Source organism: Streptomyces hyderabadensis, from assembly GCF_020404845.1.
GTDB classification, from domain to species: Bacteria; Actinomycetota; Actinomycetes; order Streptomycetales; family Streptomycetaceae; genus Streptomyces; species Streptomyces hyderabadensis.
The window spans coordinates 150,706-173,547 of sequence record NZ_JAIOJZ010000002.1 but is presented as its reverse complement, the minus strand read 5'-3'; the positions used below and the strand labels follow the sequence as shown (position 1 = coordinate 173,547).

At 69.8% G+C, this 22,842-nt stretch carries 26 protein-coding genes, 1 tRNA gene and 1 riboswitch; of the genes, 19 read left to right on the top strand and 8 right to left on the bottom strand.

Annotation, left to right across the window (positions count from 1 at the left end; genetic code table 11):
- Positions 1–250: 250 nt before the first annotated feature.
- Both K7854_RS03105 and K7854_RS03100 read left to right on the top strand, forming a co-directional pair.
- The gene (locus tag K7854_RS03105) at positions 251–2,596 is read left to right on the top strand and encodes an immune inhibitor A domain-containing protein (RefSeq protein WP_226024782.1); all 2,346 of its coding nucleotides are present in this window, start codon (positions 251–253) and stop codon (positions 2,594–2,596) included.
- A 146-nt stretch (positions 2,597–2,742) separates the two neighbouring features.
- Positions 2,743–3,087 carry a hypothetical protein gene (locus tag K7854_RS03100; protein ID WP_226024781.1) on the top strand — a complete coding sequence of 115 codons (345 nt, stop codon included), beginning with the start codon at positions 2,743–2,745 and terminating at the stop codon, positions 3,085–3,087.
- A gap of 15 nt (positions 3,088–3,102) precedes the next feature.
- On the opposite strand, the gene K7854_RS03095 is transcribed toward K7854_RS03100, so the two are convergent.
- A complete protein-coding gene (locus K7854_RS03095; protein WP_226024780.1) occupies positions 3,103–3,690 on the bottom strand; it encodes a nicotinamidase in 588 nt (195 codons plus the stop codon).
- Between the two features lie 49 nt (positions 3,691–3,739).
- Positions 3,740–5,086, bottom strand: coding sequence for a nicotinate phosphoribosyltransferase (locus tag K7854_RS03090; protein WP_226024779.1), 1,347 nt, complete (start codon positions 5,084–5,086; stop codon positions 3,740–3,742).
- Positions 5,087–5,195: 109 nt separating this feature from the next.
- Between K7854_RS03090 and clpS the strand changes: the two genes are divergently transcribed.
- The 7 genes from clpS to K7854_RS03060 all read left to right on the top strand — a co-directional run bounded on the left by clpS (position 5,196) and on the right by K7854_RS03060 (position 10,070).
- Positions 5,196–5,513, top strand: a complete 318-nt coding sequence (gene clpS / locus K7854_RS03085) for an ATP-dependent Clp protease adapter ClpS (protein ID WP_102930550.1) — start codon at positions 5,196–5,198, stop codon at positions 5,511–5,513.
- 53 nt (positions 5,514–5,566) lie between these two features.
- A complete protein-coding gene (locus K7854_RS03080; protein ID WP_226024778.1) occupies positions 5,567–6,175 on the top strand; it encodes a DUF2017 domain-containing protein in 609 nt (202 codons plus the stop codon).
- Positions 6,176–6,526: 351 nt separating this feature from the next.
- Complete coding sequence (locus K7854_RS03075) at positions 6,527–7,954, top strand: amino acid permease (protein WP_226024777.1); 1,428 nt, start codon at positions 6,527–6,529, stop codon at positions 7,952–7,954.
- 183 nt (positions 7,955–8,137) lie between these two features.
- On the top strand, positions 8,138–8,560 hold the full coding sequence (locus K7854_RS03070; protein ID WP_226024776.1) for a M67 family metallopeptidase: 423 nt from the start codon (positions 8,138–8,140) through the stop codon (positions 8,558–8,560).
- Positions 8,561–8,639: 79 nt separating this feature from the next.
- Positions 8,640–8,735, top strand: a complete 96-nt coding sequence (locus K7854_RS37785) for a putative leader peptide (protein ID WP_309546867.1) — start codon at positions 8,640–8,642, stop codon at positions 8,733–8,735.
- Positions 8,736–8,834: 99 nt separating this feature from the next.
- On the top strand, positions 8,835–9,113 hold the full coding sequence (locus K7854_RS03065; RefSeq protein ID WP_226024775.1) for a MoaD/ThiS family protein: 279 nt from the start codon (positions 8,835–8,837) through the stop codon (positions 9,111–9,113).
- A 6-nt stretch (positions 9,114–9,119) separates the two neighbouring features.
- Positions 9,120–10,070 carry a PLP-dependent cysteine synthase family protein gene (locus K7854_RS03060; protein ID WP_226024774.1) on the top strand — a complete coding sequence of 317 codons (951 nt, stop codon included), beginning with the start codon at positions 9,120–9,122 and terminating at the stop codon, positions 10,068–10,070.
- Between the two features lie 48 nt (positions 10,071–10,118).
- Here the strand turns inward: K7854_RS03060 and K7854_RS03055 are convergent, their stop codons facing one another.
- A complete protein-coding gene (locus tag K7854_RS03055; protein WP_345606807.1) occupies positions 10,119–10,271 on the bottom strand; it encodes a hypothetical protein in 153 nt (50 codons plus the stop codon).
- A 204-nt stretch (positions 10,272–10,475) separates the two neighbouring features.
- Here K7854_RS03055 and K7854_RS03050 point away from each other — a divergent pair, with 204 nt between their 5' ends.
- Positions 10,476–11,228 carry an MBL fold metallo-hydrolase gene (locus K7854_RS03050; protein ID WP_226024773.1) on the top strand — a complete coding sequence of 251 codons (753 nt, stop codon included), beginning with the start codon at positions 10,476–10,478 and terminating at the stop codon, positions 11,226–11,228.
- Positions 11,229–11,386: 158 nt separating this feature from the next.
- Here K7854_RS03050 and K7854_RS03045 read toward each other — a convergent pair whose 3' ends face one another.
- Both K7854_RS03045 and K7854_RS03040 read right to left on the bottom strand, forming a co-directional pair.
- Positions 11,387–12,637: a PTS transporter subunit EIIC gene (locus K7854_RS03045; protein ID WP_226024772.1), complete on the bottom strand. Its 1,251-nt coding sequence runs from the start codon at positions 12,635–12,637 to the stop codon at positions 11,387–11,389.
- Between the two features lie 227 nt (positions 12,638–12,864).
- Positions 12,865–14,160 carry a PTS transporter subunit EIIC gene (locus tag K7854_RS03040; RefSeq protein ID WP_226024771.1) on the bottom strand — a complete coding sequence of 432 codons (1,296 nt, stop codon included), beginning with the start codon at positions 14,158–14,160 and terminating at the stop codon, positions 12,865–12,867.
- A gap of 158 nt (positions 14,161–14,318) precedes the next feature.
- Here K7854_RS03040 and K7854_RS03035 point away from each other — a divergent pair, with 158 nt between their 5' ends.
- The 4 genes from K7854_RS03035 (at position 14,319) to rdgB (ending at position 16,610) form a co-directional block, all read left to right on the top strand.
- Entirely contained in the window at positions 14,319–14,552 is a 234-nt protein-coding gene (locus tag K7854_RS03035; protein ID WP_226024770.1) for a PTS sugar transporter subunit IIB, read from the top strand.
- A gap of 76 nt (positions 14,553–14,628) precedes the next feature.
- The gene (gene rph / locus K7854_RS03030; protein WP_226024769.1) at positions 14,629–15,366 is read left to right on the top strand and encodes a ribonuclease PH; all 738 of its coding nucleotides are present in this window, start codon (positions 14,629–14,631) and stop codon (positions 15,364–15,366) included.
- Between the two features lie 190 nt (positions 15,367–15,556).
- On the top strand, positions 15,557–15,961 hold the full coding sequence (locus K7854_RS03025) for a hypothetical protein (RefSeq protein ID WP_226024768.1): 405 nt from the start codon (positions 15,557–15,559) through the stop codon (positions 15,959–15,961).
- A 46-nt stretch (positions 15,962–16,007) separates the two neighbouring features.
- Positions 16,008–16,610, top strand: coding sequence for an RdgB/HAM1 family non-canonical purine NTP pyrophosphatase (gene rdgB / locus K7854_RS03020; protein WP_226024767.1), 603 nt, complete (start codon positions 16,008–16,010; stop codon positions 16,608–16,610).
- A 16-nt stretch (positions 16,611–16,626) separates the two neighbouring features.
- Here the strand turns inward: rdgB and K7854_RS03015 are convergent.
- Together K7854_RS03015 and bcp are read right to left on the bottom strand one after the other, a co-directional pair.
- Positions 16,627–16,713, bottom strand: a tRNA-Leu gene (locus tag K7854_RS03015).
- 42 nt (positions 16,714–16,755) lie between these two features.
- A complete protein-coding gene (gene bcp / locus K7854_RS03010; RefSeq protein ID WP_226024766.1) occupies positions 16,756–17,223 on the bottom strand; it encodes a thioredoxin-dependent thiol peroxidase in 468 nt (155 codons plus the stop codon).
- A gap of 94 nt (positions 17,224–17,317) precedes the next feature.
- On the opposite strand from bcp, the gene K7854_RS03005 reads away from it, so the two are divergent.
- From K7854_RS03005 to K7854_RS02995, 3 genes are all read left to right on the top strand, one after another.
- The gene (locus K7854_RS03005; RefSeq protein ID WP_226024765.1) at positions 17,318–17,650 is read left to right on the top strand and encodes a DUF3618 domain-containing protein; all 333 of its coding nucleotides are present in this window, start codon (positions 17,318–17,320) and stop codon (positions 17,648–17,650) included.
- A gap of 23 nt (positions 17,651–17,673) precedes the next feature.
- Positions 17,674–18,030, top strand: coding sequence for a GroES family chaperonin (locus K7854_RS03000; protein WP_003975911.1), 357 nt, complete (start codon positions 17,674–17,676; stop codon positions 18,028–18,030).
- 61 nt (positions 18,031–18,091) lie between these two features.
- Positions 18,092–18,159: riboswitch (guanidine-III (ykkC-III) riboswitch) on the top strand.
- A 31-nt stretch (positions 18,160–18,190) separates the two neighbouring features.
- Positions 18,191–18,511 carry a DMT family transporter gene (locus tag K7854_RS02995; RefSeq protein ID WP_133885480.1) on the top strand — a complete coding sequence of 107 codons (321 nt, stop codon included), beginning with the start codon at positions 18,191–18,193 and terminating at the stop codon, positions 18,509–18,511.
- Here K7854_RS02995 and K7854_RS02990 read toward each other — a convergent pair.
- The gene (locus K7854_RS02990) at positions 18,505–20,979 is read right to left on the bottom strand and encodes a transglycosylase domain-containing protein (protein WP_226024764.1); all 2,475 of its coding nucleotides are present in this window, start codon (positions 20,977–20,979) and stop codon (positions 18,505–18,507) included. The two genes, K7854_RS02995 and K7854_RS02990, sit on opposite strands and share 7 nt — an antisense overlap.
- A gap of 193 nt (positions 20,980–21,172) precedes the next feature.
- On the opposite strand from K7854_RS02990, the gene K7854_RS02985 reads away from it, so the two are divergent.
- Together K7854_RS02985 and K7854_RS02980 are read left to right on the top strand one after the other, a co-directional pair.
- Positions 21,173–21,979 (top strand): ABC transporter permease, encoded by an 807-nt coding sequence (locus tag K7854_RS02985; RefSeq protein WP_226024763.1) that lies wholly within the window; start codon positions 21,173–21,175, stop codon positions 21,977–21,979.
- Complete coding sequence (locus K7854_RS02980; RefSeq protein WP_372480988.1) at positions 21,972–22,841, top strand: ABC transporter permease; 870 nt, start codon at positions 21,972–21,974, stop codon at positions 22,839–22,841. The genes K7854_RS02985 and K7854_RS02980 overlap by 8 nt, the downstream gene beginning before the upstream one ends.
- Position 22,842 lies beyond the last annotated feature (1 nt).

Here is a 22,842-nt window from a genome sequence, read left to right as displayed (position 1 = left end):
GCGCGCCCGTCGGGGCGGTCCGGGGTCCGTCCTATCGGGCGCGTACCCGGCGAAGGTCACGATCCGGTGTCCGCAAAGCGAACGGCGGCTCCGCATAGTGCACTTGTTCTGCTCAAGTCAAGGTCTGTCTTTTCCGTCGAACCTCTAGTCAAATGTCGTCACTTGACTACACGCGTTGATCACGTGTGCGCGGACTATGCACTGTCCTAGGTCCCCCATCCGCGCGCGTGCACGCGGGGGAGGAACTCAAGTGACCAGAAGATCCTGGACGTTCAGAACGGCGGCGACCACCGTCGCACTCGCCGCCGCGACCGCCACGCTCTCGGCGGCCGGCGTGGCGCAGGCGGACTCGCCGTCCCGGCCGGAGGCCGTGAACCGCCACGACCCGAGCCCGGACAAGACCACCCGCTCCCACGACCTCAAGGGCCCGCTGAGCGACACTCAGGCCGCCCAGCGCGAAGAGGCCCTGAAGCAGGTCATATCCGGCAACGCGTCGGTGAAGAAGAAGGACGGCTCCAACGTCGTCCAGCTGAAGAGCAAGAAGGGCGACGCCAAGTACGTCGAGCTGGGCCGGGAGAAGACGGACAAGATCTTCACCATCCTGGTCGAGTTCGGCGACAAGGTCGACAGCCGCTACGGCGGCACCCCCGGCCCGCTGCACAACCAGATAGCCAAGCCGAACCGCAAGACGGACAACTCCACGGCCTGGCAGGAGGACTACGACCAGGAGCACTTCCAGGACCTGTACTTCGGTTCCGGCAAGGGCGTCAACTCGGTCAAGACCTACTACGAGAAGCAGTCCTCCGGCCGCTACTCGGTCGACGGCGAGGTCTCCGACTGGGTCAAGGTCCCCTACAACGAGGCCCGCTACGGCTCCAACAAGTGCGACCCCGACAACTGCGCCTGGTTCGCGGTGCAGGACGGCGTCACCGCCTGGGTCGCCGACCAGAAGGCGGCCGGCCGCACCGACGCCCAGATCAAGTCCCAGCTGACCCAGTACGACCAGTGGGACCGCTACGACTACGACGGCGACGGCGACTTCAACGAGCCCGACGGCTACATCGACCACTTCCAGATCGTGCACGCCGGCGAGGACGAGTCCGCGGGCGGCGGCGCGCAGGGCGAGGACGCCATCTGGGCCCACCGCTGGTACGCCTTCGGCACCGACGCCGGCGCCACCGGCCCCGCCGACAACAAGCTCGGCGGCACCCAGATCGGCGACACCGGCATCTGGGTCGGCGACTACACCATCCAGCCGGAGAACGGCGGACTCGGCGTCTACGCGCACGAGTACGGCCACGACCTCGGCCTGCCGGACCACTACGACACCGCCGGCGGCGACAACTCCACCGGCTTCTGGACGCTGATGTCGTCCGGCTCCTGGCTCGGCACCGGCCGCAACGAGATCGGCGACCTGCCCGGCGACATGAACGCCTGGGACAAGCTCCAGCTGGGCTGGCTGAACTACGACACCGCCAAGGCGGGCGTCAGCTCCTGGCACAAGCTGGGCCTGGCCGAGTACAACACCAAGCACAAGCAGGGCCTGGTCGTCGAGCTGCCCAAGAAGGCGGTCACCACCGAGATCGTCACCCCCGCCCAGGGCGAGACCCAGTGGTGGAGCGGCAGCGGCAACGACCTCAAGAACACGCTGACCCGCAGCGTCGACCTCACCGGCAAGTCGTCCGCCTCCCTCACCCTGGACGGCTGGTACGACATCGAGGCCGATTACGACTTCCTCTACACCGAGGTGTCCACCGACGGCGGCGCCAACTGGACCGCGATCGACGGCACCTTCGACGGGCAGCCGATCCAGCGCGACGGCAGTGACAAGCCCGCCCTGAGCGCCACCGTGGACGCCTACGGCAAGCTGGTCTACCCGCTGGACGCCTACGCCGGCAAGAAGATCGACCTGCGCTTCCGCTACCAGACCGACGGCGGCCTGGCCATGAAGGGCTTCACCGCCGACGAGATCGCGGTGACGGCCGACGGCGAGACCCTCTTCTCCGACAACGCGGAGACCGAGGACGCCGCGTGGACGGCGAACGGCTTCACCCGCAAGGGCGCCTCCTTCACCAAGGAGTACGCGCAGTACTACATCGCCGAGAACCGGCAGTACGTGTCGTACGACGAGACGCTGAAGACCGGCCCGTACAACTTCGGCTTCTCGGAGCGCCCGAACTGGGTCGAGCACTACGCGTACCAGAACGGCCTGCTGATCTGGAAGTGGGACACCTCCCAGGCGGACAACAACACCAGCCAGCACCCGGGCACCGGCCTGGTCCTGCCGATCGACTCGCACCCGACCGCGCTGAAGTGGAAGGACGGGACGCTGATGCGCAACCGCTTCCAGGCGTACGACTCGCCGTTCAGCCTCTACCGCACGGACGGCATGACGCTGCACAAGGCGGACGTCGCGAAGTACGTCCCGGGCTCGAAGGGCGTCTCGGTCTTCAACGACCGCAAGAACGACTACTACGACCCGGCGAACCCGACCGGCGGTGTCAAGATCACTGACACCAACACGAAGATCAAGATCCTGAAGGAGGCCAAGAACGGCTCGACGATCGAGCTGGAGGTTGGCCCCGCAGGCAGGTAAATAGCATCTGCCCAGGTCAGAGCATGATCGGCGGTGACCCCCTGGCGGGTCACCGCCGATCCGTGTTTAGGTGCGTCCTGTGGTTCTCTTATTGACACCGGGCCCGGTGCCCGGACCGACCCAGGCTGACTCGGGGGTATGACCGCATGGCCGCAGGAGGCTTCTGCAAGCTGCCGAACGGCACGGTGGTGGTGGCACTGAACCTGCCCAGCCCCGCCGCGTCGAGCGCCGGCAGCGTGCGTTTTCTCGTCCACGCCCAGAACCGGGCGCGCGCCCTGACCAGGCTGCGCAACCTGGGGCTGCGCAGCGTCTACCTGCGGGGCAACGCGGCCCCGCCGACCCCGGACGAGGTCACCGCGGTCCTGCACCACCCGGACGGCCTGATATGGCGCACGGCACCGGTGGCGGGCACCGTGGGCGGCCCCGACCTGGTCCAGGAGCTGTGGCACCCCATCCGCGCCCTGCTCAGACGCCCGACCGCCCAGACCTAGGAGCCCCCGGGGGCGCTACTGCACGACCGGCTTCCCGGACAGCTCCACGCCCGCCGCCCGCAGCTCCTCCAGCGCCCGCTCGGTGGTCTCCACCGCCACCCCGGCGGTCAGGTCGAGCAGCACCTGCGTACGGAAGCCCTCGCGGGCCGCGTCCAGCGCGGTGGCCCGCACGCAGTGGTCGGTGGCGATGCCCACCACGTCGACCTCGTCGATCTCGCGGGACCGCAGCCACTCGGCGAGCCCCGTGCCGTTCTCGTCGGCGCCCTCGAAGCCGCTGTAGGCGGCGGCGTACGCCCCCTTGTCGAAGACGGCGTCTATCGCGCCGGAGGCGACGGCGGGGGCGAAGTTCGGGTGGAAGCCGACGCCCTCGGTGCCGGCGACGCAGTGCGCCGGCCAGGAGTGGACGTAGTCCGGGTTGTCGGCGAAGTGGCCGCCCGGGGCGACGTGGTGGTCCCGGGTGGCCACCACGTGGCGGTAGCCGGCGGGCGCCTGCCCGATCAGCTCGGTGATGGCGGCGGCCACGTCGGCGCCGCCGGACACGGCGAGGCTGCCCCCCTCGCAGAAGTCGTTCTGCACGTCTACGACGATCAAGGCGCGGCGCATGGTCGATGTCCTTCGACTGGTTCGGATGTGCGGTTGAGGGGCACCAGCTTTAGCTACCCGAGCCCCCGTGCGCGTACTCCGTCGGAATGACGGGTTCCCCGCGGGAGAGCTGGGTGGCGGACAGCGGGAGGTTGGCGCGGGCGGCGGCGTGCCGGTCCCGGGCGGCGTCCAGCGGCTCGCGGGCGACCACCTCGCCGCCCTTGACCAGCTCGACCAGGAGCTGCCGGCCGGCGAGATCGTCGGGCACCGGCCCGGTGCCGACCACCTCGGCCTCGGCGTACCCGTCCGCGTCCAGGCGCCGCGCGGCCCACTTGCGGCCGCCGACGGAGGTCTTGCCGCCGCTGGACTTCTTGGCCACCGGCACCAGCGGCGCGCCCTCCTGGCCGGACTCGGCGCGGGCGACCAGCTTGTAGACCATGGAGGCCGTCGGGTGCCCGGAGCCGGTCACCAGCTGGGTGCCGACGCCGTAGGCGTCCACGGGCGCCGCCGCCAGCGAGGCGATGGCGTACTCGTCCAGGTCCGAGGTGACGACGATCTTCGTGTCCGTCGCGCCCAGCTCGTCCAGCTGCTGGCGCACCCGGTGGGCGACCAGCAGCAGGTCGCCGGAGTCGATGCGCACCGCGCCCAGCTCGGGCCCGGCGACCTCCACGGCCGTGCGGACCGCCTCGGCGACGTCGTAGGTGTCCACGAGCAGCGTGGTGTCCCGGCCCAGGGCGTCCACCTGGGCGCGGAAGGCGTCCCGCTCCTGGTCGTGCAGCAGGGTGAAGGCGTGGGCGGAGGTGCCGACGGTGGGGATGTTGTAGCGGAAGCCGGCGGCCAGGTCGGAGGTGGTGGCGAAGCCGCCGACGTAGGCCGAGCGGGCGGCGGCGACGGCGGCCAGCTCGTGGGTGCGCCGGGCGCCCATCTCGATCAGCGGGCGGTCCCCGGCGGCGGAGGACATCCGGGAGGCGGCGGCCGCGATCGCCGAGTCGTGGTTGAGGATGGACAGGATCACCGTCTCCAGCAGCACGCACTCGCCGAAGGTGCCCTCCACCCGCATGATCGGCGAGCCCGGGAAGTACACCTCACCCTCGGGATAGCCCCAGATGTCGCCGCTGAACCGGTACCGGGCCAGCCAGTCCAGGGTCTCCTCGTCCACGATGTCCCGCTCGCGCAGGAAGCGCAGCACGCCCGCGTCGAAGCGGAAGTTCTCCACCGCGTCCAGCACCCGCCCGGTGCCGGCCACGACGCCGTAGCGGCGGCCGTCCGGCAGCCGCCGGGTGAAGACCTCGAACACGCTGCGCCGCCCGGCCGTACCGGCCTTCAGGGCGGCCCGCAGCATGGTCAGCTCGTACTGGTCCGTGAAGAGCGCCGTCGAGGGGACGTCCACCGGCAGCCCAAGGTCCGCTGTGTTCATACGACGGATCGTACCCCCATTTCGTCAGTCTGACGATTTCGAAGTCCGCCCGGTTCGCGTGGCGCCCGCCACAGGCCCGTTTGTGCGGGTGCCCCCCTGTGGTGGCAGCATGGGCTGTGTGACGGCAGCCGCACCCATGGAGATCGAGAAGACCGAGTCGGCGGAGGAGGTCTTCGCCGTACCCGAGCCCGACGTGCCCTGGGTGACGATCGTCCACAACGACCCCGTCAACCTCATGAGCTACGTGACGTACGTCTTCCAGACGTACTTCGGCTACTCGAAGGACAAGGCCACCAAGCTCATGATGGACGTCCACCACAAGGGCCGGGCGGTCGTGTCCAGCGGCAGCCGGGAGGAGATGGAGCGGGACGTACAGGCCATGCACGGCTACGGTCTGTGGGCCACCCTCCAGCAGGACCGGAAATGAGCCCGGAAACGACCCACGCCCGCCCGCAGGACGGAAGCAGCTGAATCGCCTTCATGCCCGGACAATTCGAACCGCTCCCCGGCGGCGGCGCGGCCGTCGCGCTCGACGACGTCGAGATCTCCATCATCCGCTCGCTGGCCGTGCAGCTCCTGGAGCTGATCGGCCCGGGACCCGCCGAGGACGCCTCCGACGACCCGCTCGCCGAGCTGTTCGCCGAGGGCCCGAGCGAGCCGCCCTCCGACCCGGTGCTGCGCCGCCTGTTCCCGGACGCCTACGGCGACCCCGAGGGCACCCCGCAGGCACAGGAGGCCGAGGAGCAGCGGGCGCACTCCGCGGAGTTCCGCCGCTACACCGAGAACGACCTCAGGGCCGGCAAGCGGGACAGCGCGCTCGCGGTGATCCGCGGCCTGGACGCCGTCGCCTCCCGGTCCGCGGGGGAGGACGGGGCGGTGCTGAAGCTGTCGGCGGACGAGTCCCGGCAGTGGCTCGGCGCCCTCAACGACCTGCGCCTGGCGATCGGCTCCCGGCTGGAGATCGCCGACGAGGACGACACCGACCTGCTCTACCGGCTCCCCGACGAGGACCCGCGCAAGCCGATGGTGATGGCGTACCTCTGGCTCGGCGGGCTCCAGGAGTCGCTGGTCGCGACCCTTATGCCCTGAACGGGACCGGTTCGTCACTCTCCGTGTCCGCTCAGCGGAGCCTCAAATCCGGATAACGATCCCGTCAAAGCCGCGCCGTTTTTGCACCATCGGCGCGGCTTTTGTGCGCTTCTACCTGTGTGACACGTCACAGACGCCCCCTGTGATCAGCGCCGCCGTCGTGGTAAATCTTCACGACCGCCCGGCGAACACCACCCGAATGTTCGGCCGGGTGCGCCACCGAGCCGGCCGACCGCCGGCCAGGCACCGAGCGGGATGTGAGGCCCGCTCAGCTCCATCATCCGGGGGGATCGAGACCCGATCCGAGGCCGAGCGAAGGTCCGGATCGGCATGGAGAAAGGCGCACCACACATGACCTCTGCGCAGGTCGACACGGACAAGGCCCCCGAAGAGGGCTACGAGCGCGGTCTCAACAGCCGCCAGGTCCAGATGATCGCGATCGGCGGCGCCATCGGCGTCGGTCTCTTCCTGGGCGCCGGGGCCAACATCGCCAAGGCCGGCCCCAGCATCATCCTCATGTACGCCCTCGCGGGTGTGATCATCTTCTTCATCATGCGGGCGCTCGGCGAGCTGCTCCTGTACCGACCCGTCTCCGGCTCCTTCGCCGAGTACTCGCGCGAGTTCCTCGGTCCCTTCTTCGGTTACTTCACCGGCTGGACGTACTGGCTGATGTGGGTGGTCACCGGCATGGCGGAACTCACCGCCGCCGCCATCTACATCCACTACTGGTTCCCGGACATCCCGCAATGGGTCTCGGCCCTGGTCTTCCTGGTGCTGCTGTTCGTGGCCAACCTGATCTCGGTGAAGCTCTTCGGCGAGATCGAGTTCTGGTTCTCGATGGTCAAGGTCACCGCCATCATCGGCATGATCGTGATCGGCATCGGCGTCCTCACCTTCGGCTTCAGCCAGGCCGGCGACACCGCGGCCGTCTCCAACCTGTGGGAGTTCGACGGCTTCTTCCCCAAGGGCATCGGCTCGTCCCTGATGACCCTCCAGGGCGTCATGTTCGCCTACCTCGCCGTCGAGCTGGTCGGCGTCACCGCCGGTGAGTCCGAGAACCCGGAGAAGACCCTCCCCAAGGCGATCAACACCCTGCCCTGGCGCATCGCGCTCTTCTACGTCGGCGCCCTCACCGTCATCCTGGCGGTGGTCAAGTGGACCGAGTTCGCCGACGGCGTCAGCCCCTTCGTGGAGGCCTTCGCGGTCATCGGCATCCCGGCCGGCGCCGGAATCGTCAACTTCGTGGTGCTGACCGCAGCCCTGTCCTCCTGCAACTCCGGCATGTACTCCACGGGCCGGATGCTGCGCACCCTCGCGGACAACGGCGAGGCGCCCCGGGTCTTCAACAAGCTGTCCTCGACCAAGACCCCGGCCATCGGCATCGCCGTCTCGGTGGTCTTCATGGCCATCGGCGTGGTCCTGAACTACCTCGTCCCGGAGAAGGCCTTCGGCTACGTCACCTCCGTCGCCACCGCGGCCGGCATCTGGACCTGGCTGATGATCCTGATCAGCCACGTGCTGTACCGCCGGGGGGTCGTCGCGGGCCGGCTGCCCGCCTCCTCCTTCCCGGCGCCGGGCGGCTCGGTCTGCTCCTACGTCGCCATCGCCTTCCTCCTCTTCGTCACCTGCCTCATCGCCTACGACGCCGACGCCCGCGTCTGCCTGTACGTGATGGCCGGCTGGGCGGTCGCCCTCGGCATCGGCTGGGCGGTGCTCAAGAGCCGCAACCCGCAGATCACCGAGCGGCCCGGCGAGCCGGAGTTCGAGAAGATCGGCTGACGGACCCGTCGGCTGACAAACCCGTCGAACGCCGCTGACCAGCGCCTTCGCGCGCACTCCAGGACGTCCGGCCACCGGGGACGCTCGTGGCTTCCCCTACGGCCACCGCTCAGGATGTCCGGCATGTGGGCTCCTCCGTACCACCCACCGGTACGGGGGAGCCCGTCTGCTTATCCTGGCCGCATGCTGACCATCACACAGGCCCTGTACGACCAGATCGTCGCCCACGCGCGCGCCGACCACCCCGACGAGGCGTGCGGCGTGGTGGCCGGTCCCGTCGGCGAGGGCCGCCCCGAGCGGTTCATCCCCATGCTCAACGCCGCCCGCTCGCCCACCTTCTACGAGTTCGACTCGCAGGACCTCCTCAAGCTCTACCGCGAGATGGACGACCGCGACGAGGAGCCGGTGGTCATCTACCACTCGCACACCGCCACCGAGGCCCACCCCTCCCGCACCGACATCAGCTACGCCAACGAGCCCGGCGCCCACTACGTCCTCGTCTCCACCGCGGACACCGACGGCGCCGGTGAATTCCAGTTCCGCTCGTTCCGCATCGTGGAAGGTGAGGTCACGGAGGAGGAGGTCAAGGTCGTGGAGGCGTACTGATCCCGCACCTCGGACGGAAAGAGTCCACCAGGTGAGATCACACTCCGGATGCCGGACCGGGAATCGATACGATGAGCCCATGGTTCTTCTCGACGTGAGCGAAAAGGCGCCGGGCACGCTGCTCGTGGCGCGGCTGCACGTCGACCTGTGCAGGCTGAAAAGCGCCATCTGTTGATCTTCGTTGCCGCCGTACGGCCGTGCGCCGCGGCGTGCTGACGTGTGCCGCCGCGCGCCCTACGAACCCACGACATCCTTCCGACAGGAGCACTCAGCCATGGCCATCGAGGTCCGCATCCCGACCATCCTCCGCCAGTACACCGACGGCCAGAAGGCGGTGGAGGGCACCGGGGACACCCTCGCCAAGCTCTTCGCCGACCTCGAGACCCGGCACACGGGCATCCAGGCCCGCATCGTCGACGGCGACCAGCTGCGCCGCTTCGTCAACGTCTACCTGAACGACGAGGACGTCCGCTTCCTGGACGGCATCGACACCAAGCTGTCCGACGGCGACAGCATCACGATCCTGCCGGCCGTCGCCGGCGGTATGGCCTGATCGCCGATGCGTTACGACTCTCCGCTGGCCGCGGTGGGCAACACACCCCTGGTGCGCCTGCCGCGGCTGTCGCCGTCCGACGACGTCCGCATCTGGGCCAAGCTGGAGGACCGCAACCCGACCGGCTCGATCAAGGACCGCCCCGCGCTCCACATGATCGAGCAGGCGGAGAAGGACGGCCGCCTCACCAAGGGCTGCACGATCCTTGAGCCGACCAGCGGCAACACCGGCATCTCCCTGGCCATGGCCGCCAAGCTCAAGGGCTACCGCATCGTCTGCGTGATGCCCGAGAACACCTCGCAGGAACGGCGCGACCTGCTCGCCATGTGGGGCGCGGAGATCATCTCCTCCCCGGCCGCGGGCGGCTCCAACACCGCCGTCCGGGTCGCCAAGGAACTCTCCGCCGAGCACCCGGACTGGGTGATGCTCTACCAGTACGGCAACCCCGACAACGCCGGCGCCCACTACGCCGGCACCGGCCCGGAGATCCTCGCCGACCTGCCCTCGATCACGCACTTCGTCGCGGGCCTCGGCACCACCGGGACGCTGATGGGCGTCGGCCGCTACCTGCGCGAGCACAAGCCGGACGTGAAGATCGTCGCCGCCGAACCGCGCTACGACGACCTCGTGTACGGACTGCGCAACCTCGACGAGGGCTTCGTGCCCGAGCTGTACGACGCCTCCGTCCTCACCACCCGCTTCTCGGTGGGCTCCGCCGACGCGGTCACCCGCACCCGTGAGCTGCTCCAGCAGGAGGGCATCTTCGCGGGCGTCTCCACCGGCGCCGCCCTGCACGCCGCGATCGGCGTCGGCAGGAAGGCGGTCAAGGCGGGGGAGAGCGCGGACATCGTGTTCGTCGTCGCCGACGGCGGCTGGAAGTACCTGTCGACCGGCGTCTACACCGCCGAGACGACCGAGGCGGCCATCGAAACCCTGCACGGCCAGCTCTGGGCCTGACGGCTCCCTGCGCGCAACCGCCCCGCGACGCACGCGTCGCGGGGCGCTTCAGTTCCCGGGCCCGCCGGGCCCGTCCCGCCCGTCCGGCGGACGCCGCCCCCGGCCGCGGGGCCGCCGCCCCCGGCCCCAGCCGTCGACGACCGTGGCGACGAGCGCGAGCAGCACCACCGCCGCGAAGACGAGCCACCAGGACGTGCCCATACCGACGACGGTACCGGCGCGCGCCGCCGTCGCGCGCCCCTTCCAGGGCCCCGCACTCCCCGCTTCCAGCCGAACCGGTGATCCCGCAGGTGAGTTCGCCCACAACGGCCCCTGGTGGAGGAGCGACCGCAGGTTTTGCGCCTTACGCTCGACGGACCGCACGACCCCCGTCTCTCCACACGCGCCAGCGGAGGTTTCTGCTTCATGAAGCTCACCGTCGTCGGCTGCTCGGGGTCGTTCCCGTCCGCGGAATCGGCCTGCTCGAGCTACCTCGTCGAGGCCGACGGCTTCCGGCTGCTCCTCGACATGGGCAACGGTGCCCTCGGCGAGCTGCAGCGCCACTGCGGTCTCTACGACCTCGACGCGATCTTCCTCAGCCATCTGCACGCCGACCACTGCATCGACATGTGCGCCTATTTCGTGGCGCGCTACTACCGGCACGACGGCGGCCGCTGCGCCCCGCTCCCGGTCTACGGACCCGAGGGCACCGAGCACCGGCTGACCACCGCCTACGCCGACACCCCCTCGGCCTCCTCCATGAGCGAGGTGTTCGACTTCCACACGGTCAAGCCCTCCACCTTCGAGGCCGGCCCCTTCACCGTGCACACCGAGCGCGTCGCCCACCCCGTGGAGGCCTACGCCATCCGCGTCGAGCACGGCGGCCGTTCGCTGACGTACTCCGGCGACACGGGCGTCACCCCCGTGCTGGACGAACTCGCCCGCGACACCGACCTGTTCCTGTGCGAGGCCGCCTTCACGCACGGCAAGGAGAACATCCCCGACCTCCACCTCAACGGACGCGAGGCGGGCGAGAGCGCGGCCCGGGCCGGCGCCCGGCGCCTGGTGCTCACCCACATCCCCCCGTGGACCGACCCCGCGGTCAACCTGGCCGACGCGCGCGAGGTGTACGACGGGGCGGTGGAAGTGGCCACGGCGGGCGCGGTGTACGAGATCTGACCCCGCGACAGCCGCGACCCCGCGACAGCCGCGACCCCGCGACAGCCGCGACCCCGCGACGGCCGCGACACCGCGTCAGTCACGTCGGCCGCGACACGACGGAAAGGCCCCGGAACCTTCGCGGTTCCGGGGCCTTCGTCACGCCGTACGGCCGGGGCTCACGCCTTGGTGAGGTCCTCGACCTCCTCCTCGGGCTCGCGGCCCGGGGTCTTCAGGTTGAACTTGACGATCGCGAAGCGGAACGTCACGTAGTAGATCACCGCGAACACCAGACCGATCGGGATGATCAGCCATGGCTTGGTGGCGAGGTGCCAGTTCAGGGCGTAGTCGATGAAGCCGGCCGAGAAGTTGAAGCCGGCGTGCACACCCAGCCCCCACGTGACCGCCATCGAGATCGCGGTGAGCACCGCGTGCAGCACGTACAGGACCGGCGCGATGAACATGAACGAGAACTCGATCGGCTCGGTCACACCGGTGACGAACGAGGTCGCGGCCAGCGAGAGCATCATGCCGAGGACGGCCTTGCGGCGCTCCGGGCGGGCGGTGTGCGCCATGGCCAGCGCGGCGGCCGGCAGACCGAACATCATGATCGGGAAGAAGCCCGACTGGAAGATGCCGGCCGAGGGGTCACCGGCCAGGAAGCGGGTGATGTCACCGTGCACGACCTCACCGGCGGAGTTGGTGAAGTCACCGAGCTGGAACCAGGCCACCGTGTTCACGAACTGGTGCATGCCGACCGGGATCAGCGCGCGGTTCACGCCGCCGAACAGGGCCGCGCCGCCGGAGCCGAGGCCGGTCATCCACTCGCCGAAGTTGGAGATGCCGTCGCCGATGGGCTCCCAGACCAGACCGAAGAAGACACCCACGACGATGCCGACGAAGGCCATGATGATCGGCACCAGCCGGCGGCCGTTGAAGAAGCCCAGCCAGTCCACCAGCTTCTTGCGGTGGTACCGCTGCCACAGCACGGCGGCGAGCAGACCCATGATGATGCCGCCGAGCACACCCGGGTCGTTGTAGGTCGCGGCGACGTCCTCGCCGTTCTTGACCACCGCCTCGGTGACCGGGAAGGCCTCGAGCACCTTGCTGTAGACGAGGAAGCCGACCACCGCGGCCAGCGCGGTCGAGCCATCGGCCTTCTTGGCGAAGCCGATGGCCACGCCTATGCAGAACAGGATCGGCAGCGAGCCGGTGAGGGCACCACCCGCGTTGTTGAAGACGGCGGCGACCTTGTCCCAGCCGAGGCCGTCCTTGCCGAAGATGTCGTCCTGGCCGAGCCGGACCATGATGCCCGCCGCCGGAAGAACGGCGATCGGGAGCTGGAGGCTGCGTCCTACCTTCTGCAGCCCCTGGAAAAGACCGGATCCCCGCTTCTTTGCGGGGGCCGCCGTGTCGGTGGCGGTGCTCATGCTTCCTCCATCGGGTGGTGGTCTACACCACTCAGTGGTGTAGACCTGTTGTAGCACGATGAAGGCGGCGTAAGGAACCCGTGATTCCGCGACCGGGCCGCTACGCGCAGTACCCGCCCAAGTCCCCTGATCACAGGCGCCGGAGCGCGCGGAGAAGGCCCCCGGACCGACGGTCCGGGGGCCTTCGCGAGACCACTCCCAAAGGGTACGTGAGGAACGGGAGAGGTCTACACCTTGGTGACGTCCTCCACGTCTTCCTCGGGTTCCCGCCCCGGGGTCTTCAGATCGAACTTCGTGATCGCGAACCGGAAGACCACGTAGTACACCACCGCGAAGCACAGTCCGATCGGAATGATCAGCCACGGCTTGGTCGCCAGGTTCCAGTTGATGACGTAGTCGATCAGCCCCGCCGAGAAGCTGAACCCGTCCTTCACCCCCAGCGCCCACGTCACCGCCATCGACACACCCGTCAGCACCGCGTGCGCCGCGTACAGCAGCGGCGCGATGAACAGGAACGAGTACTCCAGCGGCTCGGTGATCCCGGTCACGAACGAGGTCAGCCCCACCGACAGCATCAGCCCGCCGACCTCCTTGCGGCGGTGCGGCTTGGCGCAGTGCGTGATCGCCAGCGCCGCCGCCGGCAGCGCGAACATCATGATCGGGAAGAAGCCGGTGGTGAACTGACCCGCCTCCGGGTCGCCCGCCAGGAACATGTTGATGTCGCCGTGCACCACCGTCCCGTCCGGCTTCGTGTACGAACCGAACTGGAACCACATCGGCACGTTCAGGAACTGGTGCAGACCGATCACCAGCAGCGCCCGGTTCGCCAGCCCGAACACGCCCGCGCCCCACGCGCCGATCCCGGTCATCCAGTCGCTGAAGCTCTCCAGCGCGTCACCGACCGGCGGCCACACCCACAGACACAGCGCCGCGAACACGATCGCCACGAACGCCATGATGATCGGCACCAGCCGGCGCCCGTTGAAGAAGCCCAGCCAGTCCACCAGCCTGGTCCGGTGGAAGCGCTGCCAGAAGTACGCCGTCAGCAACCCCATCACGATGCCGCCGAACACCCCCGGGTTCTGGAAGACGAACGCCGTCACCTCACCCGAACCGTCGGTCACCTGGCACCCGATCTGCGGGACGGCCTTCGACCCCTCCGGACAGTCCTCCGGGAACTGCCGCAGCACGTTGTAGTAGACGAGGAACCCCGCCACCGCCGCCAGCGCCGTCGAACCGTCGGCCTTCTTCGCCATCCCGATGGCCACGCCCACACAGAACAGCAGCGGCAGCCCCAGCGACCCGTCGAGCAGCGCACCGCCCGCGCCCGTCATCACCTTCGAGACGTTCGTCCAGCCGAGACCGTCGTCCCCGAACACGTCCGGCTGCCCCAGCCGGTTGAGGATGCCGGCGGCGGGCAGGACCGCGATGGGCAACTGCAGCGAGCGCCCCATCTTCTGCAACCCTTGGAACGCCGTGTTCCAGCGGGCGCGTGCGGGACTGACCGTGCTGTCGGCACTCATCCGGTCTCCATCCGGTCGCCGGTACACTGGTGTAGACCAGTTGACAGACGGCACCGCCGTCGTGACGCCATCATTCGGTACCCACCGCATGACCGCTCGCGAAGATGGGCCAACTGTGGGTTACTGCGACAAAGCGGTCCGGATCAGGGAGAAGGAACATGGCCAGCAAGGCTGAGAAGATCGTCGCCGGCCTCGGCGGCATCGACAACATCGACGAGGTCGAAGGCTGCATCACCCGCCTCCGCACCGAGGTCAAGGACGCTTCCAAGGTCGACGAAGCCGCCCTCAAGGCCGCCGGCGCCCACGGCGTCGTCAAGATGGGCACCGCCATCCAGGTCGTCGTCGGCACCGACGCCGACCCGATCGCCGCGGACATCGAAGACATGATGTGAGCCACCGGCTCACCGGCAAGGGGCCTTTCCCACTCCGGGACGGGCCCCTTCCCCATGGGCCGCTAGGCTCACCCGCATGTCACGAATCGACGGCCGCACCCCCCAGCAGCTCCGCCCCGTCACCATCGAACGCGGCTGGAGCAAGCACGCCGAAGGCTCCGTCCTCGTCTCCTTCGGCGACACCAAGGTCCTCTGCAACGCCTCGGTCACCGAAGGCGTCCCGCGCTGGCGCAAGGGCAGCGGTGAAGGCTGGGTCACCGCCGAGTACGCCATGCTCCCCCGCGCCACCAACACCCGCGGCGACCGCGAGTCCGTCAAGGGCCGCATCGGCGGCCGCACCCACGAGATCAGCCGGCTCATCGGCCGGTCCCTGCGCGCCGTCATCGACTACAAGGCGCTCGGCGAGAACACCGTCGTCCTGGACTGCGACGTCCTCCAGGCCGACGGCGGCACCCGCACCGCGGCCATCACCGGCGCCTACGTCGCCCTGGCCGACGCCATCGGCTGGGCCCAGGGCAGGAAGCTGATCAAGGCCAACCGCAAACCGCTCACCGGCACCGTCTCGGCCGTCTCCGTCGGCATCGTCGACGGCACCCCCCTCCTCGACCTGCGCTACGAGGAGGACGTCCGCGCCGACACCGACATGAACGTCGTCTGCACCGGCGACGGCCGCTTCGTCGAGGTCCAGGGCACCGCCGAGGCCGAGCCCTTCGCCCGCGACGAACTCAACACCCTGCTCGACCTCGCCGCCGGCGGCTGCACGGAGCTGGCCGAACTCCAGCGCAAGGCACTCGAAACGGTCCTCGAACGCTGAGCACCCGCACAAGGTAAAGAGAACGCCAAAGACCCTTCAAGGAAAGGCGGCCGCGCACGCAACTCGGCCGCCCGACGGCGCGTCCCTAGCAGTACAGCACCACGGGCGTACGGCAGCAGGCCTGCCGTACGCCCGACGCCGCACCGCACACGGGCCGCCCGGCCCTGTCCCAAGGGGAGGACCGAGACCCATGGCCGCGAGCCGCCACCGCAGCCTTCGCCGCACCGCCACCGCCGTCGCCACCGCGGCGGCCATCGCCCTGACGGCCGGCCTCACCACCGCCTGCGACGCCGTCGACAAGGCCCTCGACTGCGTACGCACGGCCGACGCGATAGCCGACAGCGTCACCGAACTCCAGCAGGCGGTGGAGAACACGGACGACCCCACCCAGTGGGAGGAGTCCCTCGACTCCATCGACAAGAACCTCGACAAGATCGGCGACCAGACCGACAACGCCGACGTCAACAAGGCCGTCGACGACCTCGGCAAGGCCGTGGACAACGTCCGCACCGCGGTGAAGGACGGCGACGAGACCCCCGACCTCAGCCCCGTCACCGACGCGGCGGGCGAACTGACGAAGGTCTGCACGCCGTAGGCAGGGCCCGGCCGGGCGGGGAGCGGGGTCCGGAATACTGGACGCCATGACCCGCCTCATCCTCGCCACCCGCAACGCCGGCAAGATCACCGAACTGAGGGCCATCCTCGCCGACGCGGGCCTGCCCCACGACCTCGTCGGCGCGGACGCCTACCCGCACATCCCCGACGTCAAGGAAACCGGCGTCACCTTCGCCGAGAACGCCCTGCTCAAGGCGCACGCCCTCGCCCAGGCCACCGGCCTGCCCGCCGTCGCCGACGACTCCGGCCTCTGCGTCGACGTCCTCAACGGCGCCCCGGGCATCTTCTCCGCCCGCTGGGTCGGCCGGCACGGCGACGACAAGGCCAACCTCGACCTGCTGCTCGCCCAGATCGGCGACATCGCCGACGAACACCGGGGCGCGTACTTCGCCTGCGCGGCGGCCCTGGCCCTGCCCGACGGCACGGAGCGGGTGGTCGAGGGCCAGCTGCGCGGCACCCTCCGCCACGAGCCCGCCGGCACGGGCGGCTTCGGCTACGACCCGATCCTCCAGCCGGACGGCGAGACCCGCACCTGCGCGGAACTGACGGCGGCCGAGAAAAACGCGATCAGCCACCGCGGCAAGGCCTTCCGGGCCCTGGTGCCGGTCGTGCGGGAGCTGCTCGGCTGAGCAGCGGAAAACGTACTGGTGCGGCCGGAGGGACTCGAACCCTCACGGGAGTTACCCCACTGGGACCTAAACCCAGCGTGACTGCCAATTCCACCACGGCCGCCCGGCGCTGCTGCCCGGCCATGCTACTGGTCGGGCAGCGCCGTCAGATCCCCAAGTCCTTGATGATCTTGGCTACGTGGCCCGTGGCGCGGACGTTGTAGAGGGCGCGTTCGACCTTGCCCTGTTCGTCGACGACGATGGTGGAGCGGATGACGCCCATGTAGGTGCGGCCGTAGTTCTTCTTCTCGCCGAAGGCGCCGTAGGCGTCGAGGACCTTCTTGTCCGGGTCGGCGAGGAGGGTGACCTTCAGGGACTCGGCCTCGCGGAACTTGGCCAGCTTCTCCGGCTTGTCGGGGGAGATGCCGATCACGTCGTAGCCGGCGCCGGTCAGCAGCTCCAGGTTGTCCGTGAAGTCGCAGGCCTGCTTCGTGCAGCCGGGGGTAAGCGCGGCGGGGTAGAAGTAGACGATGACCTTGCGGCCCTGGTGGTCGGAGAGGGACACCTCGTTGCCGTCGGCGTCCGGGAGGGTGAAGGCGGGGGCCGTGTCCCCGGGCTGGAGTCGCTCGCTCATCGATCCAGCGTAACGGGGGGTCCTGACAGTGCGGACGGGCAAGTAGCTGACAGACTGTCCGGGACAGCGTCAGAGCGGACTTCGGAGGCGTACGGTGGCGGACACGTCGGACATCAGGACCCCGGCGCAGATCGAGGCGGACATCAAGCGCCGCCGCGAGGTGCTGGCCGAGACGCTCGACGAGCTCGGGATGCGGGTGCACCCGAAGACGATCGTCGACGACGCGAAGGCCAAGGTCGCCGCCAGCGTCGATCACACGCTGGGGCGGGCCTACGTCCAGGTCAACCGCGTGGTGAGCGACGTGAAGGCGCAGTTCGTGGACGAGACCGGCGCCCCGCGGATGGAGCGTGTGGTGCCCGCCGCGCTGGTGGTGGTCGGGGTCGTGGGGCTGCTCGCCCTGGGCGGCACCCGGCGGCGCGGGCGCTGAGCGCGGGCAGGTAGGTTCAGGGCGTGAGCGCCAAGAGAAACGAGCACGGTCCCCAGGACGACAAGCTGCCCATCCGGATGCTGCACGACCGCGTGCTCGTGCGGCAGGACACCGGCGAGGGCGAGCGGCGTTCCGGGGGCGGCATCCTGATCCCCGCGACGGCGGCCGTCGGCAAGCGGCTGGCCTGGGCCGAGGTGGTCGCGGTCGGGCAGAACGTACGGACCGTGGAGCCGGGCGACCGGGTGCTGTACGACCCGGAGGACCGTGCCGAGGTCGAGGTGCGGGGCGTGGGCTACGTGCTGATGCGCGAGCGCGATCTGCACGCCGTGGCCGCGGACCGGTTCGAGGGGTCGGAGGACTCCACCGGGCTGTACCTCTGAATCACGGGTCCGTCTCGGACCGAAGGGGCTGGTGATCAAGGTCACCAGCCCCCTTCGCCTGTCTTTGCTACCTTGGGAAGCACCCCGACGAGACGCGCCGTACCGGGCTGAAGGAAAAGACGACGCACCACCGTTCAGTTCGTTCACGGAGGTGCCTGTCATGGCGTGGGTTCTGCTCGTCGTCGCCGGTCTGCTGGAGGTCGGCTGGTCGATCGGGATGAAGTACACCGAGGGTTTCACGCGGCTGTGGCCGAGCGTGTTCACCGGTGCCGGGATCGTCGCGAGCATGCTGCTGCTGTCGTACGCCGCCCGGACGCTGCCCATCGGTACCGCCTACGGCGTGTGGGTGGGCATCGGCGCGGCCGGGGCGGCGGTGCTCGGCATGGTGGTGCTGGGGGAGCCGGCGACCGCCGCCCGGATCTTCTTCATCTGTCTGCTGCTGGTCGCCGTGGTGGGGCTGAAGGCGACCTCCGGTCACTGACGCCGGGGTGTGACGGGGATGCCGGCGGCCGTGCCGACCGTGGTGCCCGTGCCGTCGCCGTCCCCGCCGCCCGCGCCCTCGGTGCCCCCGCCGCCCGGCCCCGTGCCGCCGTTCGAGGAGTCGTCCCCGCCCGAGTCGCCGCCGCCCGTGGGGCCGGGCTCGGTGCTGGGGCCACCGGTGGAGGGGGTGCCGCCGCCGGTGGACGGGGGGTCGGACTCGGTGCCGCCGTTGTCGCCGGGCGGGGTGCTGCTGCCGCCGGAGTCGCCGGGCGTCGCGGAGCCGGAGCCGTCCGTGTCGCCGGTGGAGTCCTCGTCCGCCTCGCCGCTGCCGCTCTCGTCGCCGTCGCCCGGTTCGTCCGAGGCGTCGCCGGAGGGGGGCGCGGTGACGTCGGCGCCGGCCTGGAGCTGGAGGTCGAAGTCGCTGACCGGTTCGCCCTCCAGGGCGTTGCGGGTGTACTGGCTCCAGATCTCGGCGGGGGCGCCGCCGCCGTTGATGCGGGCGAGGCCCATGGCGCCGTACAGGGACTTGTGGGCGGCCGTCTTCGGGTCCTGGCCCATGACGGCGACGACGGTGGCCAGGTCGGGGGTGTAGCCGGCGAACCAGGCGGCCGTGTCCTCCTCGGCGGTGCCGGTCTTGCCGGCCGCGGGGCGGCCGGCGGCCTGTGCGGCGGTGGCGGTGCCGTTCTGGACGACGCTGCGCAGGACGGACGTGGTGGTGTCGGCGGCCTCCCGGCTGACGGCCTGGTGCTCGCGCCGCTCCGGCAGTTCGACCTCCTGGCTGCCGTCCTTGGTGACCTTCTCGACCAGCGTGTAGGTGCTGTGCCTGCCGTGGTTGGCGAGGGTGGCGTAGGCCTCGGCCATGTCGAGGGGGCTGGCGGTGGCGACGCCGAGGGCGATGGAGGGGGAGGGGGTCAGTTCGGGCGTGTTCTTGGAGAGGCCGAGGTCGATCGCGGTCTGCTTGACCTTGTCGGAGCCGACGTCGACGGCCATCTGGGCGTACACGGCGTTGATGGACTTGTCGGTGGCCTCGCGGACGGTGACGTGGCCGTAGTCGCGGTGGTCCTCGTTCTCGGGGGCGTAGCGGCCGCCGCTCCAGCCCTGGACGGGGCGTTCGCTGGTGCCGTCGTAGCGCGTGTTCGGGTTGATCGTCTGGCCGCCCTGCGTCTCGGAGTGGTTCTCGACGGCGGCGGTGAACACGAAGGGCTTGAAGGTGGAGCCGACCTGGAAGTCGCGGCGGGTGGCGTTGGGCGTGTACTGCTTGACGTAGTCGATGCCGTTGTACATCGCGACGACCTTGCCGGTCTTCGGGTCGACGGAGGCGCCGCCGGCCCGGACGTAGGTGTCGACCTTGCGTTCCTTCTTGTCCAGCTGGGACATCAGCTTGTCGTCGACGGCCTTGACGAAGGCGTCCTGCTTGTCCTTCTGGAGGGTGGTGGTGATGCGGTACCCGCCGCGGCCCAGCTCCTCCTCGTCGACGATGCCGTTCTCGATCAGGTACTTCTTGACGATGTTGACGACGTAGCCGCGCTGCCCGGACATGCCGGTGGAGATCGTGGACTGCTTGGGCTTGGGGAACTTCGCGGCGGCCCGGTCGGAGGCGCTGAGCCAGCCCTTGTCGACCATGCCGTTCATCACGTAGTTCCAGCGGGCCTCGGCGGCGGGCCGGTTCTCGGGGTGGGCGACGACGTCGTACTGGCTGGGGGCGTTGAGCAGGGAGGCGAGGTAGGCGCCCTGGGCGGCGGTGAGGTCCTTGGCGTCGACGCCGAAGTAGGCCTGGGCGGCGGCCTGGATGCCGTAGGCGCCGCGGCCGAAGAAGCTGGTGTTGAGGTAGCCCTCCAGGATCTCGTTCTTGCTCTTCTCCCGGTCGAGCTTGATCGAGATGAAGAACTCCTTCACCTTGCGGGTGACGGTCTGCTCCTGGGCCAGGTAGTAGTTCTTGACGTACTGCTGGGTGATCGTGGAGCCGGACTGCTTGCCCTTGCCGGTGGCGGTGTTCCAGCCGGCCCGGACCATCGCCATGGGGTCGATGGCGGACTCGGAGTAGAAGTCGCGGTCCTCGGCGGCGAGAACGGCGTGCTGGGCGTCCTTGGAGATGCGGGCGAGTGAGACGCTCTCGCGGTTGACCTCGCCGTCGCGGGCGAGGACGCTGCCGTCGGCGTAGAGGTAGACGTTGGACTGCTTGGTGGCGAGCGCGTTGGCGGCCGGGATCTGGACGAGGTGGTAGCCGAGGAAGAAGCCGCCGACGATCAGCAGGAGGCCGACGACGACGGTGCTCAGCGCGATGCGCCAGGTCGGGATCAGGCGGCGCCATCCGGTGCGCTTGGGCCGCTTGGGCTTCTTCGCCTTCCCGGAGGCGTCCGGCGTTCCCGGTGCTCCCGGTTCCGCCGTGTGCCCCTCGCCGGCCGCCTGTGGCCCCCTGGAGGCCCAGCCCGGGCGCTGCGGCTGCTGCGGCTGCGGCTCGTCGCTCATCTCGTGCACGGACTCCTGTTTCGCTTCTGCTTCGCTTCGTACGGTTTTCGGAACGTCTGAGTTTCTTCTGAACAAGACTCTCGCACCGCGCGTTCCGTTCCCACTCGACGGCACACCCGTGAAATTCCGTGGCAGCAGTCCCCGTGGTCGCACTAGGCTCCTGCGCTTTGGTGCCGGTCGGACGGGGAGGGCAGTGCGTGTGGGCTCGTGGCGGTTGTACGTGGCCGTCGCGGCGGGCGGATTCCGACGGTACGCGACGTATCGGGCGGCGACCGCCGCCGGGGTGTTCACCAACACCGTCTTCGGACTGATCCTGGTGTACACCTATCTGGCCCTGTGGGACGAGAAACCGCAGCTCGGCGGGTACGACCAGGCGCAGGCCGTGACGTTCGTGTGGCTGGGGCAGGCGCTGCTGGCGGCGCTGGCGATCGGGGGCGGCGGGTTCGAGGACGAGTTGATGGAGCGCATCCGTTCGGGTGATGTCGCCGTCGATCTGTACCGTCCGGCGGATCTCCAGCTGTGGTGGCTGGCGGCGGACGTGGGCCGGGCGCTGTTCCAGCTGCTGGGCCGGGGCGTGGTGCCGTTCGTGTTCGGCTCGCTGTTCTTCCCGGTGGCGCTGCCGCGGGAGGTGTCCGTGTGGGCGGCGTTCCTGGTGACGCTGCTGCTGGCGATGCTGGTGGGTTTCGCGCTGCGCTATCTGGTGGCGCTCTCGGCGTTCTGGCTGCTCGACGGCACGGGGGTGACGCAGATGGCGTGGCTGGCGGGGCTGTTCTGCTCGGGGATGCTGCTGCCGCTGAACGTGTTCCCGGGGGCGCTCGGCGAGGTGGTGCGGGCGCTGCCGTGGTCGTCGCTGCTCCAGGCGCCGGCGGACGTGCTGCTCGGCGAGGCGGATCCGCTGGGGACGTATCTCTTCCAGGCGTCCTGGGCGGTGGCGCTGCTGGCGCTGGGCCGGCTGGCGCAGTCGGCGGCGACGCGACGGGTGGTGGTCCAGGGTGGCTGAGGCGACCGAGAGGACCGAGGCGACCGAGGTGACCGGGGCGGAGGCGCGGCGCGGGCGGGTCGTGGAGGGGGTGCGCGCGTACGGGCTGATCGCCGGGATGTGGATCAGGTCGACGATGGCGTACCGGACGTCCTTCGCGCTGACGACCTTCGGGAACTTCGCGATGACCGCGCTGGACTTCGTGGCGATCCTGCTGATGTTCTCCCGGGTCGACGCGCTGGGCGGCTGGCCGTTGCCCGAGGTGGCGTTCCTGTACGGCATGTCGGCGGTCTCCTTCGGGCTGGCGGACCTGGCGATCGGCTCGATGGAGCGGCTGGGCCGCCGGGTGCGGGACGGCACGCTGGACACCCTGCTGGTGCGTCCGGTGCCGGTGCTGGCGCAGGTCGCGGCGGACCGGTTCGGGCTGCGCCGTCTTGGCCGGGTGGTGCAGGGGCTGCTGGTGCTCGGGTACGCGCTGGCGGTCGTCGACGTCGACTGGACGGCGGCGCGGCTGCTGCTGGTGCCGGTGGCGCTGCTGAGCGGGGCCGGGATCTTCTGCGCGGTGTTCGTGGCGGCGGCGGCGTTCCAGTTCGTGGCGCAGGACGCCTCGGAGGTGTCCAACGCCTTCACCTACGGCGGTACGACGATGCTGCAGTACCCGCCGGCGGTGTTCGCGCTCGACCTGGTGCGCGGGGCGACGTTCGTGGTGCCGCTGGCGTTCGTGAACTGGCTGCCGGCGAGCTTCGTGCTGGGGCGGCCGTATCCGCTGGATCTGCCCGGGTGGGTGGCGTTCACGCCGCCGCTGGTGGCCGCGGCCTGCTGTGCGCTGGCGGGGCTGGCCTGGCGGGCGGGTCTGCGTTCGTACCGGAGCACGGGGAGCTGAC

Bases quoted from the DNA above. Each gene is read 5' to 3' on its own strand.
- K7854_RS03100 (WP_226024781.1), top strand. From the start codon at position 2,743: ATGGCCGCAGGAGGCTTCTGCAAGCTGCCGAACGGCACGGTGGTGGTG.
- K7854_RS03095 (WP_226024780.1), bottom strand. From the start codon at position 3,690: ATGCGCCGCGCCTTGATCGTCGTAGACGTGCAGAACGACTTCTGCGAG.
- K7854_RS03090 (WP_226024779.1), bottom strand. From the start codon at position 5,086: ATGAACACAGCGGACCTTGGGCTGCCGGTGGACGTCCCCTCGACGGCG.
- clpS (WP_102930550.1), top strand. From the start codon at position 5,196: ATGGGCTGTGTGACGGCAGCCGCACCCATGGAGATCGAGAAGACCGAG.
- K7854_RS03080 (WP_226024778.1), top strand. From the start codon at position 5,567: ATGCCCGGACAATTCGAACCGCTCCCCGGCGGCGGCGCGGCCGTCGCG.
- K7854_RS03075 (WP_226024777.1), top strand. From the start codon at position 6,527: ATGACCTCTGCGCAGGTCGACACGGACAAGGCCCCCGAAGAGGGCTAC.
- K7854_RS03070 (WP_226024776.1), top strand. From the start codon at position 8,138: ATGCTGACCATCACACAGGCCCTGTACGACCAGATCGTCGCCCACGCG.
- K7854_RS37785 (WP_309546867.1), top strand. From the start codon at position 8,640: ATGGTTCTTCTCGACGTGAGCGAAAAGGCGCCGGGCACGCTGCTCGTG.
- K7854_RS03065 (WP_226024775.1), top strand. From the start codon at position 8,835: ATGGCCATCGAGGTCCGCATCCCGACCATCCTCCGCCAGTACACCGAC.
- K7854_RS03060 (WP_226024774.1), top strand. From the start codon at position 9,120: ATGCGTTACGACTCTCCGCTGGCCGCGGTGGGCAACACACCCCTGGTG.
- K7854_RS03055 (WP_345606807.1), bottom strand. From the start codon at position 10,271: ATGGGCACGTCCTGGTGGCTCGTCTTCGCGGCGGTGGTGCTGCTCGCG.
- K7854_RS03050 (WP_226024773.1), top strand. From the start codon at position 10,476: ATGAAGCTCACCGTCGTCGGCTGCTCGGGGTCGTTCCCGTCCGCGGAA.
- K7854_RS03045 (WP_226024772.1), bottom strand. From the start codon at position 12,637: ATGAGCACCGCCACCGACACGGCGGCCCCCGCAAAGAAGCGGGGATCC.
- K7854_RS03040 (WP_226024771.1), bottom strand. From the start codon at position 14,160: ATGAGTGCCGACAGCACGGTCAGTCCCGCACGCGCCCGCTGGAACACG.
- K7854_RS03035 (WP_226024770.1), top strand. From the start codon at position 14,319: ATGGCCAGCAAGGCTGAGAAGATCGTCGCCGGCCTCGGCGGCATCGAC.
- rph (WP_226024769.1), top strand. From the start codon at position 14,629: ATGTCACGAATCGACGGCCGCACCCCCCAGCAGCTCCGCCCCGTCACC.
- K7854_RS03025 (WP_226024768.1), top strand. From the start codon at position 15,557: ATGGCCGCGAGCCGCCACCGCAGCCTTCGCCGCACCGCCACCGCCGTC.
- rdgB (WP_226024767.1), top strand. From the start codon at position 16,008: ATGACCCGCCTCATCCTCGCCACCCGCAACGCCGGCAAGATCACCGAA.
- bcp (WP_226024766.1), bottom strand. From the start codon at position 17,223: ATGAGCGAGCGACTCCAGCCCGGGGACACGGCCCCCGCCTTCACCCTC.
- K7854_RS02995 (WP_133885480.1), top strand. From the start codon at position 18,191: ATGGCGTGGGTTCTGCTCGTCGTCGCCGGTCTGCTGGAGGTCGGCTGG.
- K7854_RS02990 (WP_226024764.1), bottom strand. From the start codon at position 20,979: ATGAGCGACGAGCCGCAGCCGCAGCAGCCGCAGCGCCCGGGCTGGGCC.